The organism is uncultured Flavobacterium sp. (assembly GCF_937967675.1).
GTDB lineage: Bacteria > Bacteroidota > Bacteroidia > Flavobacteriales > Flavobacteriaceae > Flavobacterium.
Map to the genome: position 1 here is coordinate 1 of NZ_CALBSN010000077.1, position 14,313 is coordinate 14,313.

A 14,313-nucleotide genomic window follows, 5' to 3' on the forward strand; every position below is an offset into this window, starting at 1 on the left:
AAGCATTAGACGAAGTAGAAGGTATCGAGCGTTTGCGAATTTCTTCCATCGAACCAAATCTTTTGAAAAACGAAACGATTGAATTCGTAGCGCAAAGTCGAACATTCGTTCCGCATTTTCATATTCCATTGCAATCGGGTTCTAATGATATTTTAAAGAAAATGAAACGTCGTTATATGCGTGAATTATATTCGGAACGTGTTGCTAAAATTCGTGAAGTAATGCCTCATGCTTGTATTGGAGTTGATGTTATTGTAGGATTTCCAGGTGAAACGGAAGAACATTTCCTTGAAACCTATCATTTCTTAAATGATTTAGATATTTCCTATTTACACGTTTTTACCTATTCGGAAAGAGATAATACCGAAGCAGTTGACATGGATGGAGTGGTGCCAATGAACGTGCGTTCGAAAAGAAGTAAAATGTTACGCGGACTTTCGGTTAAGAAAAGAAGAGCGTTTTACGAAAGTCAAATTGGAACGAACAGAACGGTTTTATTTGAAAGTGAAAACAAAGAAGGCTACATTCACGGATTTACAGAAAATTACGTAAAAGTAAAAACACCTTGGAATCCAGAATTAGTCAATACGCTGCACGAAATTAATCTAACCAAGATTGACGAAGACGGAAGTGTACGAATGGAATTCTTAAATGTAGAAGCATAAAAAAATCCCGATTATTCAGGATTCTTTGTTTATATGAGTTTTAAAAAATTAAATCTTAATTCCAGGAGGCAACATTTCTTGAAATTTTCTATTCTTTCTAAAGAAACTAATGAATTTTGCATGAGTAGGAACTACTTTTAATTTTCGTTCTTGCGCAATTTCTAAAACCGATTTTATAAATTCGTTGTGTAACTCTTCATCTTCGTTATTTTTGCTGCAAAATTTAGTCAAAAACAACTTTCGTTCTTGAATAGAATATTCGATTGAAACCAATCCAGTATCGGAAATAATTTCAAATTGTCTTAAAAGTTCATTATCTTTGATTTCCATGATGCCTTTCAATTATGGTGCAAATTTACGAAACTTTTTTAAAATAATGGTAATGAGTAAGATTCCAATTTATTTTATGCCAGGCTTAGCCGCAAGTCCAACTATTTTCGAAAATATTAAATTACCAGAAGACCAATTTGAAATGCACTTTTTGGAATGGTTTTTGCCTCAAGAAAAAGAAAGTATCGAAAGTTATGCACTTAGAATGACTGAGAAAATTCAGCATGAAAATCCCGTTTTGGTTGGGGTTTCTTTTGGAGGTGTTTTGGTTCAGGAAATGGCAAAACAAATGAAAGTTCGTAAAGTAATTATCATTTCAAGTGTAAAATCCAATGCCGAATTTCCTCCACGTTTTAAAGTAGCTAAAGCGACAAAAGCGTATAAGTTAATTCCAACCCAACTTTTAGCTGATATAGAAAAATTGGTAAAATATGCATTTGGAGATAATATTGTAGCCAAGCGATTGAAGCTCTACGAAAAGTATTTGTCAGTTCGTGATAAGCACTATTTGGATTGGGCTATTGAAACCATTTTGTGTTGGAAACAAAAAGAAATAAATACAGCCGTAATTCATATTCACGGAGATGCGGATGAGGTTTTCCCAATCAAAAACATTGAAAAATGTATTGTTGTAAAAGGAGGAACTCACATTATGATAGTTAATAAATTCAAGTGGTTGAATGAAAATTTGCCAAAATTAATTCTAAACGATTAAAAAATGAAAAAGCATATAAAGAAGATATTGATTACAGGAACGGTTGTTCTTTTAGCAAGTTTCTTAATTTATGGAGTAGTTTCAGATGACACAAAATATTCTCCAGTAGGTTATAGTTTGAAAATGGATTTTTCGGGTGAAGAAGTACCAACCTTCATGGCAGATGTGCAAGAGCGTTTGGATAAAGAGATGATTACTAATATGAATTATCATACCAATACCACCTTGGTAATCAAACGAGCAAATAAAGTTTTCCCAATTATAGAACCCATTCTTGCTAAATATGGAGTTCCAGATGATTTTAAATATTTAGCGGTTATAGAAAGTAGTTTGGTAAATGCAGTTTCTCCAGCTGGAGCAAGAGGTGTTTGGCAATTTATGCCCGAAACAGCAAAAGAAAAAGGAATGGAAGTAAGTGATGAGGTAGACGAGCGTTATCACTTGGAAAAATCAACCGAAGCAGCTTGTAAATATTTGTTAAAGGCTAAAGAGAAATTTGGTTCTTGGACTTTGGCGGCAGCATCATATAATGGAGGAATGAATGGAATTTCCAAAAAAATGGAAGAACAGCAAGTGGAAAATTATTATGATTTACTTTTAACCGAAGAAACTTCGCGTTATGTTTTTAGAATTTTAGCTTTAAAAGAAATTATGTCACATGCTAATAAGTATGGTTTTAATATCCCAAAGGAAGCTTTGTATTATTCTATCCCAACCAAAAAAATAGTGATTGATTCTTCAATTACAGATTTAGCAAAGTTTGCCAAAACGCAAGGTGTAAATTATAAAATCTTGAAAATACACAATCCTTGGTTACGAGATAAAAAACTAACTAATATTTCTGGAAGAAAATATGAAATCGAAATCCCAACTTCAGGATATCAAAAAGAATAAGCGCTCTATGGATATTCAAATTATTTTGTCTTTAGTTTTGATTGGTATTTTAGCAGGAATCCTAAGCGGTCTGGTTGGAGTAGGTGGCGGAGTTGTTATGGTGCCTTTATTGGTTTTGCTTTTAGGGTTTAACCAACATCAAGCTCAAGGAACTAGTTTGGCAGTTTTGGTTGTGCCCGTTACAGCAGTTGCAGTATACACTTATCATAAAGAAGGTTTTATCGACTGGCGTTATGTGGGAATAATTGCTGTATTTTTTGTTGTTGGAGGTTATTTTGGAAGTAAAATAGCGGTTGGCTTAGACCAAAAAATGCTCAAAAAAGTATTTGGATTAATTCTACTACTAATTGCTGGAAAAATGCTATTAGGAAAATAAAAAAAGCACCTAAGAAAGGTGCTTTTGTTTTTTGCAAACGAATGAATTACATTTTTTTCATTTGTTCTTTCATCATTTTTATTTGATCTTTTAGCATGTTTTGCTTGTCTAATTTTTTTGCTTCGTTTAATAAATTAGTAGCTTCCATTTTTCTTCTTCTTGTCATGGCAATTCCGGCTAACTGTAATTTAGCTAAAGCCAAATCTTGATCCATTGATAATCCTAATGCGATAGCTTTTTTGAAATAACGTTCAGCTTCGTTTAAATTAGTTTGGGAAACCATTAAACCATGTAAATAATTGAAATAACCTTGTTGTTTTTGTACTAAAGCTGTTTCAGGATTCTTAATATAAGAAAGCCATTTTTGAGCTCCAGGAAAATCTTGCTTTCTTAATTTTAAAAAGGCTAATAAAATGAATTCGTTTTTGAAATATAGAAAAATAAAAATGGTAGAAAATAATAGTAAGAAAATTCCATTTCCAATGTTGTTTTCTGTAAATTGATAAATCCCGAAGGCTATAACTAAGGCAGCTAAAACTAATTTGATATTTTTGTGAAACATATATTTATTTTTTGTTTGATGCAAAGGTAATAAAATCAATTAAAAATATTTTTAAAAAAGTACTTGCGAATGAAAAAAGTCTTTGTATATTTGCACTCGGTTTTCAGGAAAGGAAACCTAAAGAGTTTTAAAAAGAATTTTATTTATAGATTTTAAAAGATACTACAATGAGTAAGAGAACGTTTCAACCATCAAAAAGAAAAAGAAGAAATAAGCACGGTTTCATGGATAGAATGGCTTCTGCAAATGGAAGAAAAGTGCTTGCTCGTAGAAGAGCTAAAGGAAGACATAAATTAACTGTTTCTTGCGAACCAAGACACAAAAAATAATGTTTTAGCTTAAAGCAATATATCAGCCGTTACTTTTATTAGTAGCGGCTTTTTTTTAAACTGTTTATAAAATTTGATAAGTTTTAAAGTTCGTTTTAGTGCAACCCTTTGAAAATTAGTAATTTTATAATCGAAATACAACTACAACCCACAACAAAACAACAACAACACAATGCCTAAAGACACTACAATCAAATCGGTTTTAATTATTGGTTCTGGACCTATTGTTATTGGTCAAGCTTGCGAATTTGACTACGCAGGTTCTCAATCAGCACGTTCGTTAAGAGAAGAAGGAATTGAAGTTATCTTAATTAACTCGAATCCTGCAACTATTATGACCGACCCATCGATGGCGGATCATGTTTACTTAAAACCATTAACTACAAAATCAATCATCGAAATTCTTAAAGCGCATCCGCAAATTGATGCTGTTTTACCAACAATGGGTGGACAAACAGCACTTAATTTAGCAATCGAAGCTGAAGAAAAAGGAATTTGGAAAGATTTTGGAGTACGTTTAATTGGAGTGGATATCAATGCCATCAATATCACCGAAGATAGAGAAAAATTCAAAGTACTTTTAAATCAAATTGGAATTCCGCAAGCGCCAGCTAAAACAGCTAATTCGTTTTTAAAAGGGAAAGAAATTGCACAAGAATTTGGTTTTCCGTTGGTAATTCGTCCTTCATTTACATTGGGTGGAACTGGAGCTGCTTTCGTACATAAGAAAGAAGATTTCGATGATTTACTAACTCGAGGTTTAGAAGCTTCTCCAATTCACGAAGTGTTGATTGATAAGGCTTTACTAGGTTGGAAAGAATATGAATTAGAGTTACTTCGCGATAAAAACGATAACGTGGTGATTATCTGTACGATTGAAAATATGGATCCAATGGGAATTCATACTGGAGATTCGATTACAGTAGCGCCAGCGATGACATTATCAGATACAACGTTCCAAAAAATGCGTGATATGGCGATTTTAATGATGCGCTCTATCGGAAATTTTGCTGGAGGTTGTAACGTACAATTTGCGGTTTCGCCTGATGATAAAGAAAATATTGTAGCAATTGAAATTAATCCTCGTGTGTCGCGTTCTTCGGCATTAGCTTCAAAAGCTACGGGTTATCCAATTGCAAAAATTGCAACGAAATTAGCTTTAGGATATAATTTAGATGAATTACAAAACCAAATTACAAAATCAACTTCGGCTTTATTTGAGCCAACATTAGATTATGTAATCGTGAAAATACCAAGATGGAACTTCGATAAATTTGAAGGTTCAGACCGTACGTTAGGGCTTCAAATGAAATCGGTAGGAGAAGTTATGGGAATTGGACGTTCGTTCCAAGAAGCGCTTCACAAGGCTACTCAGTCATTAGAAATCAAACGTAATGGGTTAGGAGCAGATGGAAAAGGGTATAAAAACTACGAACAAATCATCGAAAAATTAACTTTCGCGAGTTGGGACCGAGTTTTCGTAATCTATGATGCTATTGCGATGGGAATTCCGTTGAGTAGAATTCATGAGATTACAAAAATTGACATGTGGTTCTTGAAACAATATGAAGAATTATTCCATTTAGAGAAAGAAATTTCGAATTATAAAGTAGATACATTACCAAGAGAGTTGCTTTTAGAAGCAAAACAAAAAGGATACGGAGACCGTCAAATTGCTCACATGATGGGTTGTTTGGAAAGTCAAGTACACAAGTTACGTGAAGAGCAAAATATCAAACGTGTTTATAAACTAGTAGATACATGTGCTGCCGAATTTAAAGCGGTAACACCTTATTTCTACTCGACTTTCGAAGCTGAAATCGAAAAAGCAGACGGAACTAAATACGTGCACAACGAAAGTATTGTTACTGATAAAAAGAAAGTAGTTGTTTTAGGTTCAGGACCAAATAGAATTGGACAAGGAATTGAGTTCGACTATTCGTGTGTTCACGGAGTTTTAGCAGCCAAAGAATGTGGTTACGAAACCATCATGATTAACTGTAATCCAGAAACGGTTTCTACCGATTTTGATACGGCAGATAAATTATATTTCGAACCTGTTTTTTGGGAACATATTTACGATATCATCCAACACGAAAAACCAGAAGGTGTAATTGTTCAGTTAGGTGGACAAACTGCTTTAAAATTAGCAGAAAAATTAGCTAAATACGGAATCAAAATCATCGGAACATCTTTTGATGCTTTAGATTTGGCAGAAGATAGAGGAAGATTCTCAGAATTATTAACCGAATTAAAAATTCCGTTCCCAAGATTTGGAGTAGCTGAAAATGCGGAAGAAGCTGTAAAATTAGCTGATACGTTAGATTTTCCACTTTTAGTAAGACCATCTTATGTATTAGGAGGTCAAGGTATGAAAATTGTCATTAACAAACAAGAGTTAGAAGAACACGTTATCGAGATTTTAAAACATATTCCAAATAATAAATTGTTGTTAGACCATTATTTAGATGGTGCTATCGAAGCAGAAGCAGATGCTATTTGCGATGCGGATGGAAATGTGTACATCATAGGGATTATGGAGCATATCGAGCCATGTGGAGTGCACTCGGGAGATAGTAACGCAACATTACCACCATTCAATCTAGGTGAGTTTGTAATGCAACAAATCAAAGATCACACGAAGAAAATTGCAGTGGCTCTGAAAACGGTAGGGTTAATCAATATCCAGTTTGCGATAAAAGACGATATTGTTTATATTATTGAAGCGAATCCAAGAGCTTCTCGTACGGTTCCATTTATTGCAAAAGCGTATGGCGAACCTTATGTAAATTATGCAACAAAAGTGATGTTAGGTCACAACAAAGTAACTGATTTCACTTTTAATCCAAAATTAAACGGATATGCAATTAAGCAACCGGTGTTCTCTTTTAGTAAGTTTCCAAATGTAAATAAAGCATTAGGACCAGAAATGAAATCTACAGGCGAAAGCATCTTGTTTATTGAAGATTTAAAAGATGATCAATTCTACGATTTGTATTCAAGAAGAAAAATGTACTTAACGAAATAATACTAAAAATCCCAATCAACAGATTGGGATTTTTAATTTAAACAACTAATATTCTAGATTGATTTTACATTCCACCCATTTGTTTTTTTAGTTCTTCTTTAGTGATTTTTGTAAATCCTTCACCTATTTTAAAAGCATCTGCTGGAATATCTTTACTAAATTTGTTAGCTATCATAATAATATTTCCTTGTGAGGTTTGCATATTCATTTCTAAAGGGTAACCTGTTAATTTTACTTTGCTATTTGGTGCTGACTCTTGAGGAGCAATAGCATCAGTTAAGTAAAAAATGTTTTTACTTCCGTCGTTCATTGTTATGGTTGCTTTATAACATTTAAAACCAGCAATTTCTTTAGTGTCTTTTTTGTCATAAATTACTTCTTTGGCATCATCAAGATTATTTAAACCATTAGCATTTTTTAATGCATCTTCTCCAATATCCGTAATTTCGTACTTCATACCCATTACTTCCATCGTCATTTTTGATTCTTTTTTATCTGCAATTGGGATAATTGTTTTCATTAACATCATTCCTCCCATCATGCTCATATCTGTCGCCTGAGTTGTTTCATCAAAATGAATTGTTATTGTTGTTTCTCCCATAGCCGCCATTTCTTCAGTTGTGCCTGGCATAGACATGGTATAAGTTACAGATCCTTTTTTCAATTGTGTTTGAGCATGTGATATCGTTGTAAAAACTAGTAATGCTGTTAATGCGATTTGTGTTAATTTTTTCATTTGTAATATTTATTTGTCTATGTTAATTTATGAAAATATTTGATGCTTACTATTAGAAAATGTATACTATATTTTTTTTAATAATATTTTTTCTTGTGAAAATTGATATGCCGCATCTAGGAAAGCAATCATTTTTTTCCAATTGGAATTAGGTTCATACGAATTGAAATAATTTTTAGTTGATACAATAGTTAATTTGTTGCCTTTTACTTCGGCTTTGCTTACAAAGCTTCCTGTTTCGTTTTCCACTTTTACATTTAATTTTTCTAAACCACTAACAGTAAATCCTTCTGGTATATCTAAATTGATTGTGTATTCAAAAGAACGAGGAAAACTGGTGTAAATATTATTGGTTCTTTCATGTTCTTTTTCTTCAATATCTATTTGTGAACTAATGAATTTTCCAATATCTAAAATATAATTATTTCCTGCTTTTTTGATGAAATTTGAAGTAATATTGAACTTTTCTGAGATTACTAATGGCTCGTTAATGCCGAATCTTCCTGTTTTTTCTACTTTTAATTCGTGTTTGTCAACTTTTATGTCGTATTCTTCTTCAATTTCCTTTTTGAATTTTTCAACCTGATTTTGTTTGAATTTTTCAATTAATGCAGCATATTCTTTTTTGTATTTATCTTTATCTTTTTGCTTTCTAACCATGTCTAAAACAGGGCTTGTTCCATATTTTTCATAATCTTCATTAATATAATCATAGAAGAAAATTTTACTATTGTGTTCAAATTCTTTATTGTGACCATATAAAGAAGAAATTTTTGTAGCATTTGCAGTTGAAAAATCAGAAGCTATTGAAAGATTAGTAGTTACTTTTGTAATATTGTCTTTATAAGTTAGCCCAGGAAGTGTTATTTCTTCAATATCACTTACTTTTTTGCTTTTCGAAACTTTTAATGCATAAGCTTTTGTGTTTTCTAAAGAACTATCAAATTGATTTGGGATAGAAAAGGGATCAAAAATTCCAAAAAAGATTGGTTTCTCTGTGTTTACTTTAAGAAGAATTCTTATGTTTTCCTGAATCAATACATCACTTATAGGTCCATTTTCTTTTCCTGTAGCAACTATAATGTCAAATTCTATTTTTTGTTTTTTAAGAAATTGCATGAAATAATTAATGAATTGTTCCTCTCTTGTAAAGAAAACAGGATCGTAGCCATAAAGTCCAAAAGGATTCATGATTTTGGCATCATTTATTACAAAAGCTTCAATGTATCTTGTGTAAAATTGATGACGCATAAAGTAATAGACCGCATTTACTTTTTCTTCGTTTGAATTGAATTTTTTTCCTTTTAAAAAGTCTTCTACATCATTTAAATTTCCTGCAGGAAAAAATTTTGAATCATAATAATTAAAAATATCTTCTTTAGTAACCGTTTTTTTAATGATATTTTCTTTTTCTGGTAAAAACGCAGCGGCTCTTTGCTCGAATTTCCCCGAACGAGCAAAATATACTTGAAATTTATAACACGGAAGTTCTACTAATGGCAAAAACCATCTTGGAAAATCGTTCTTAGGGATGTCAGTTGCAATAATTTCATATTTACGTTCACCACTTTTTTCTAACGGAATTTGTTTTAATTCAGGTCCGTTGTTGTAGGTGTTGAAGTTAACAAAGAAATCATTTTCTGTTTGAAAAGTTAATTTGTAGTTTAATATAGGATAATTATCGCCAAGTGTTCGCTCTACAGCATCAAATCCAAACTCATAAGTTGAACTAAAGGTTTCGGTACTGTAATTATAGAAATCAATAATATCACCAATTTCTAGGTTAGGAACGGCAACTTTTTTTTCCTTATCAACACTCACAGCTTCTTTTTCTGTATTTATGATATTTTCAGTTCCGTTTGGTTTTATAACTTTTATACCAACAACAGTTTTTATAAGTGCTCCATATCTTGGATTTGATTTTTCAGAATAACTAAATTCTGAAAAGCTGGTTACAGCAGCTTGATCATTAAGTTTTACTCTTTTTCTAAAAGCTGCTCTGTAGGTAACATTTTTACCAAATTTATGAAAATCGTAATCTTCATATTTATAAATTACAACTGCGGATTCATTTTTATACTTATCTGGAATTGTATTTACGTTTTTATAATTATCATTTTTGCCCCAAAAGAAATCTTTAATTTCGTCTTTTGTTTGTGCTTGTGAAAGACTAACCCAAATAAAGGTTAGTAAAAATAATTTGAATTTCATTTTGGATTTTTATTTGGTTAAAACAACTTGCTCTGAATAATTTTTTTGAATTTTATCGTAATGATTTTTCCAATCACTAAATTTTGATGACTTTATGATCCCGTTTTTGAATTGAAATTGTTTGGTATAAATTAATGTATTTCCCTTTACTTCATATTTCATTAAAATTGAATAATCATCTGTAATTATCGAAATATTTTCAGGCATTTTCGAAACTTTATACCCTTCAGGAATTTGCAAACTAATTGTAATATCATCAAATGATTTATAGCTCAATAGAAAATCGGTTTTGCGTTCTTTGAAATCGAAAGAGTTATATTCTTTATTGTAATTTAAATCCACATATATTTCATTATCAAACGAAGAAACATGATTGGCAATAGCAACATCATAATCTAAAGTTAGTTTTTGATCTCTGTTTAATAAATCAGAAGTTTTGATATTACTTACCGTACAATTTTTATCTTTAGAATTCAAATACCATTTTAATGCATCTTCTTTTTTATCATTTTTTATGGAGTTGTAATTATACAAAAATGAAGCTCTACTTTCACCTAGATATTCCATTTTTACTTTTCCTTTTAATGTTTCGTTTTCAATTACATAGTTAATCGTACTTTTTTCTGTGTTTGAAGCAGCTTTTTGTACTGGAATTTTAGCTAAAATATACTTATCTCCATCTTCAATTAATACTTCTTTCCCTTGAATTCTCTGTGCGTATTCTCCAAATGAATTGTATTTTTCGGTTCCGTCTAAGAAGTATTTTTTTCCATCTTTTAATAAAGCGCAAATCATATGATTGTCTACAGATAGAGAAGGGGTGCTGTAATCATAAACAATATGATTAGTTCCAATCCAACACAATCTAGCGTCAAATCCAGCTAATTTCAGCATTTGCTTTGTTAGATTGGCCATTCCTTTACAATCGCCATATCTTTTTTGAAAAACATTTTGAGCATCATCTGGTTTAAATCCTGCAATTCCGTCTTCAAAAGCTATGTATCTGATGTTATCTTGAACCCAATAGTAGATGTTTTTTATTTTTTCATCATCGTTTTTTGCAGTTGCAGTTAATTCTTTTACTTTTTCGGCGAAAATTGTAGTATCATCTTTCATTGAATCTACAAGTGATTTGTACCATTTATATAAATCGGAAGTGGTACTAAAAAGTGTTTTCTTTTCGTTTTTAACCGAAAATGATTTTGCTACAAATAAGATGTGCGGATATAAAAAGCTTGGACCGGGGCTATAGTTTTCTTTTGGATTACCATTTAAATTTTCAATGGTGTATGTATAAATTGTAGTTTCAGCATTTTGTGTTACTACTTTTTTTATAGCAAAACCATCAAAGTTGAATTCTTTAATTTCTAAATCTAGCCATTTAGGAATTTCAATAATTACCTTTTTTTCAATCACTGGAAATTCATCGCTAAAATAAATACTTGTAAAATATTTACTGTCTTTGATTTTCTTTTCCATTTGATACTTATAAGTATAGCCCTGAACAGGAAAATCTACTTGCATGAATTTTACTCGAGCATCGTTATAAAATAAGTCATTACTTTTATAAAATTCATCATTTACATAAAAGTAAGCTTGTTTGTCGGTCTTATATTTTAAAGAAAAATTTTCAATGGTAGATTGGCTATCATAAAACTCATATTTCTGAATATCCGCTCTGTGATTAATATTCATTAATTGTTCTTTTACGCTGTAATTAACTTCAACAAGATCGTTTGTTTTATTAATGTTAAAAGTGACTTTCTCAGTACTGCTTAAAATTGCAATATCAAATTTGTCATACTTTTCTCTAATAGATTTTGCTGTTTTTATTTCTTCAGGAGATGGATCTGCATTTTTTTGAGCAACAGTCGAAATACAAAAGAAAAGGATAAATAATAATGGAGAAATTTTCATGTTGAAATAATTTGCAATAATATAAAAAAATAGTTTACATATAAAAATAAAAACTGCCTTTAGTAAAGACAGTTTTTAAATTTATCAAAATTGAAGATTATTTTTTTATAAAGTTCTCGGAATATTTATTTCCGTCAGTAGTTTCAATCAAAAGAATATAAAATCCTTCTGCTAGATCAGTAATCGAAAATCTAGATTCATTAAGTGTAACATTTTTAACTACTTTCCCTAAAGTAGATATAATAGATACATTTTTAATTTCTAAATTTTCAATATTTGTTAATGTTATATTGTCTGAACTTGGATTAGGATATAGCATTATTTTTTTGTCTTCGTTATTTACTAAACTTAATGGACTAGAACCCTCAATTACAGATAGTGTTTCATTAATATTTGGATTGTTAATTACATCCACAACTCCAGAAGGCCAATTGATAACAATTTGAGAAATTGTAGTATGGGTGCCAATTCCAAAATGTGCATTCAAAGAACTCATGTATTTAAAGCCTTCTCCACTTCTGATATCTCTAATTTGTTTTCCAAAAGGGCCATAAATTTCAACTCTAGCTCCAATTCCATTGCGGTTGCTTTGGATTCCTTGCAATGTAACCTTAACCCAATTATTTCCATTTGGTATTGCGTATCTAACGGTAGTTCCGTTTAAGATATCTAAAAAACCATCATTGTTTAAGTCTCCAATTGCACCAACACTAATTGCTGTATAATTTGTAGCTTCAAAAACATTATTTCCTTTGTTGAACATGATTTTGTTACCACCACCTAATACGTCTACTTTTCCATCATTATCAAAATCGTAAGCCACGTTATCAATGTTAGTTGAAGTATTAGTGTCCCAACCAGAACCAGTAGTAATATTAGTAAAAGCAGCTGTAGAAGTATCTAAATTATTTCTAAAGAATTTATGTGTACCAGCACTTGCTGTTATTATTACATCCATGTCGTCATCATTGTCAAAATCGGCTACAGCAGATGACCATGTTTGGATTGGTGTTACATTAATTCCTGCTATTGCTGAAATGTCTGTAAATACTCCATTGCCATCGTTTCTGTGTAATTCACATGGTGGACCTGAACATTTTGAAATAAACATGTCTAAATCACCATCATTATCAAAATCTGTCCATAAGGATGCATAATTACCGCCACTAGGTGTAATTCCTAATGAGTATGCACCAGAAGTACCCGATTGATAATATCCCATATTACCATTCCCATCATTCATATAGTACACATTTGGAGCCACATCATGGCAAGAAAATGCATCAAGATGACCATCATTATTGATGTCAACAAAATTTGTTCTTTGACAGAAAATATACTCTGAAGGATTAACATTAGTGTAAGCTGTGCCATTACTATTAGACTTCCAGAAGGTTAAACCACTACCACTACCTAAAACCAAATCATTGTAACCATCTCTATTATAATCTCCTGCCGCCATACTCCATGAAGGCATATCACTAGTTCCTGAAATCGGGAAATCGGTAACAGTAAATGTTCCTGCTGTAGCTCCTTGAAAGTGAATTCTTAAATTGTTAGCGCTAATTCCTACAATGTCATCTTTAAAATCACCATTCATATCAACTACACAAATGTTATAACTGCTGTTAATAGTACCAATGGTTTGATTATTGTATGAAACAGGAACTATAATTGGAGATTCTGTTAGAATAAAACTAAATCCATCAGCACTCCATTTATTATCCCATACTATATAATACGTTACACCTGCTGTAACTTCAAATGTTTTAACAGAAAGATTTGAATTTGTATTTCCCGAATTACAAGCAATAACGCCAGAATTATCGTCACTAGCTATACACGTTAAACCAGTTGGGCAATTTCCACTGTAAACACTAAAGTTTGTGTCTTTACAAATATTAATCATTAAATCAGAAGATACGGTTACATTCGCATTAATTGTTGGCGTGTATGAGTACCATTTAGACAAGCTAGATGAAGAACAAGAGGTATTGATATTAGTTTGATCTATTGCATTTACAACTGTTGTTCCTGCTGTAATAGGAGTTGCAGTAGCACATGGATTATATCCTGCTGGGATTTCACTGATTTGAAAATTAAAACCAGCTGTAGACCATCGATTATCCCATACAATATAATAAGTTGTACCTGCTATCGCATTAAAAGTTAGTCGAGACAAATACGAAGAGCCAGAAGAACAAGTAACGTTACCTGAGTCATCATCACCACCAATACAAGTTAATGATGCACATGTTCCTGAGTAAATACGTAATCTAGTATCTAAACAAATGTTTTCATTTAAGTCAGATGTTACTGTTACAGTATAGTTTTGTGATGGAGTATAGGCATACCATTCAGCTGCGGATGCAGAAGTATTAGTTAAATTGCAACTAATTGCAGGTAGCTCTGTTCCATTGATAGTACCAACTGTATAGGTTCCTGCATTAGCAATAGGAACCGCTGTAGCACAATTATCTTGAGCAAAACTGGTTACGCTAAATAAGATAAGAAAGAATAAAAAGTAATTTTTTTTCATATTTATAAGTT

Annotated in this window: 12 protein-coding genes; 6 read left to right on the forward strand and 6 right to left on the reverse strand. The window is 31.5% G+C overall.

What is annotated here, in order from left to right:
- Positions 1–665: radical SAM protein (locus tag Q0075_RS05350; RefSeq protein ID WP_297868614.1), on the forward strand; the 665-nt coding region annotated here is incomplete at its 5' end.
- Positions 666–713: 48 nt separating this feature from the next.
- On the opposite strand, the gene Q0075_RS05355 is transcribed toward Q0075_RS05350, so the two are convergent.
- Complete coding sequence (locus tag Q0075_RS05355; RefSeq protein WP_291110189.1) at positions 714–995, reverse strand: N-acetyltransferase; 282 nt, start codon at positions 993–995, stop codon at positions 714–716.
- A 52-nt stretch (positions 996–1,047) separates the two neighbouring features.
- Here Q0075_RS05355 and Q0075_RS05360 point away from each other — a divergent pair, with 52 nt between their 5' ends.
- From Q0075_RS05360 to Q0075_RS05370, 3 genes are read left to right on the forward strand one after another with little or no spacing between them, the layout of a single operon-like run.
- The gene (locus tag Q0075_RS05360; RefSeq protein WP_297868615.1) at positions 1,048–1,710 is read left to right on the forward strand and encodes an alpha/beta hydrolase; all 663 of its coding nucleotides are present in this window, start codon (positions 1,048–1,050) and stop codon (positions 1,708–1,710) included.
- Between the two features lie 3 nt (positions 1,711–1,713).
- On the forward strand, positions 1,714–2,604 hold the full coding sequence (locus Q0075_RS05365; RefSeq protein WP_291110185.1) for a lytic transglycosylase domain-containing protein: 891 nt from the start codon (positions 1,714–1,716) through the stop codon (positions 2,602–2,604).
- Between the two features lie 7 nt (positions 2,605–2,611).
- Positions 2,612–2,980, forward strand: coding sequence for a sulfite exporter TauE/SafE family protein (locus Q0075_RS05370; RefSeq protein ID WP_297868639.1), 369 nt, complete (start codon positions 2,612–2,614; stop codon positions 2,978–2,980).
- A gap of 46 nt (positions 2,981–3,026) precedes the next feature.
- Here Q0075_RS05370 and Q0075_RS05375 read toward each other — a convergent pair whose 3' ends face one another.
- On the reverse strand, positions 3,027–3,542 hold the full coding sequence (locus Q0075_RS05375; RefSeq protein WP_297868616.1) for a DUF2892 domain-containing protein: 516 nt from the start codon (positions 3,540–3,542) through the stop codon (positions 3,027–3,029).
- A 167-nt stretch (positions 3,543–3,709) separates the two neighbouring features.
- Here Q0075_RS05375 and rpmH point away from each other — a divergent pair, with 167 nt between their 5' ends.
- Together rpmH and carB are read left to right on the forward strand one after the other, a co-directional pair.
- Positions 3,710–3,871 carry a 50S ribosomal protein L34 gene (rpmH, locus tag Q0075_RS05380; RefSeq protein ID WP_007136275.1) on the forward strand — a complete coding sequence of 54 codons (162 nt, stop codon included), beginning with the start codon at positions 3,710–3,712 and terminating at the stop codon, positions 3,869–3,871.
- Positions 3,872–4,043: 172 nt separating this feature from the next.
- Positions 4,044–6,899: a carbamoyl-phosphate synthase large subunit gene (carB, locus tag Q0075_RS05385; protein WP_297868617.1), complete on the forward strand. Its 2,856-nt coding sequence runs from the start codon at positions 4,044–4,046 to the stop codon at positions 6,897–6,899.
- A 64-nt stretch (positions 6,900–6,963) separates the two neighbouring features.
- Here the strand turns inward: carB and Q0075_RS05390 are convergent, their stop codons facing one another.
- The 4 genes from Q0075_RS05390 to Q0075_RS05405 all read right to left on the reverse strand — a co-directional run bounded on the left by Q0075_RS05390 (position 6,964) and on the right by Q0075_RS05405 (position 14,302).
- Positions 6,964–7,635 (reverse strand): hypothetical protein, encoded by a 672-nt coding sequence (locus tag Q0075_RS05390; protein ID WP_297868618.1) that lies wholly within the window; start codon positions 7,633–7,635, stop codon positions 6,964–6,966.
- Between the two features lie 66 nt (positions 7,636–7,701).
- Positions 7,702–9,846 (reverse strand): DUF3857 domain-containing protein, encoded by a 2,145-nt coding sequence (locus Q0075_RS05395; protein WP_297868619.1) that lies wholly within the window; start codon positions 9,844–9,846, stop codon positions 7,702–7,704.
- 9 nt (positions 9,847–9,855) lie between these two features.
- The gene (locus Q0075_RS05400) at positions 9,856–11,763 is read right to left on the reverse strand and encodes a transglutaminase-like domain-containing protein (RefSeq protein ID WP_297868620.1); all 1,908 of its coding nucleotides are present in this window, start codon (positions 11,761–11,763) and stop codon (positions 9,856–9,858) included.
- 97 nt (positions 11,764–11,860) lie between these two features.
- A complete protein-coding gene (locus tag Q0075_RS05405; protein ID WP_297868621.1) occupies positions 11,861–14,302 on the reverse strand; it encodes an FG-GAP-like repeat-containing protein in 2,442 nt (813 codons plus the stop codon).
- Positions 14,303–14,313: the final 11 nt, after the last annotated feature.

What these genes read in the sequence shown, in the direction of transcription:
- Q0075_RS05355 (WP_291110189.1), bottom strand. Translation starts at nt 995, where the DNA reads ATGGAAATCAAAGATAATGAACTTTTAAGACAATTTGAAATTATTTCC.
- Q0075_RS05370 (WP_297868639.1), top strand. Translation starts at nt 2,612, where the DNA reads ATGGATATTCAAATTATTTTGTCTTTAGTTTTGATTGGTATTTTAGCA.
- Q0075_RS05375 (WP_297868616.1), bottom strand. Translation starts at nt 3,542, where the DNA reads ATGTTTCACAAAAATATCAAATTAGTTTTAGCTGCCTTAGTTATAGCC.
- rpmH (WP_007136275.1), top strand. Translation starts at nt 3,710, where the DNA reads ATGAGTAAGAGAACGTTTCAACCATCAAAAAGAAAAAGAAGAAATAAG.
- Q0075_RS05365 (WP_291110185.1), top strand. Translation starts at nt 1,714, where the DNA reads ATGAAAAAGCATATAAAGAAGATATTGATTACAGGAACGGTTGTTCTT.
- Q0075_RS05390 (WP_297868618.1), bottom strand. Translation starts at nt 7,635, where the DNA reads ATGAAAAAATTAACACAAATCGCATTAACAGCATTACTAGTTTTTACA.
- Q0075_RS05395 (WP_297868619.1), bottom strand. Translation starts at nt 9,846, where the DNA reads ATGAAATTCAAATTATTTTTACTAACCTTTATTTGGGTTAGTCTTTCA.
- carB (WP_297868617.1), top strand. Translation starts at nt 4,044, where the DNA reads ATGCCTAAAGACACTACAATCAAATCGGTTTTAATTATTGGTTCTGGA.
- Q0075_RS05405 (WP_297868621.1), bottom strand. Translation starts at nt 14,302, where the DNA reads ATGAAAAAAAATTACTTTTTATTCTTTCTTATCTTATTTAGCGTAACC.
- Q0075_RS05360 (WP_297868615.1), top strand. Translation starts at nt 1,048, where the DNA reads ATGAGTAAGATTCCAATTTATTTTATGCCAGGCTTAGCCGCAAGTCCA.
- Q0075_RS05400 (WP_297868620.1), bottom strand. Translation starts at nt 11,763, where the DNA reads ATGAAAATTTCTCCATTATTATTTATCCTTTTCTTTTGTATTTCGACT.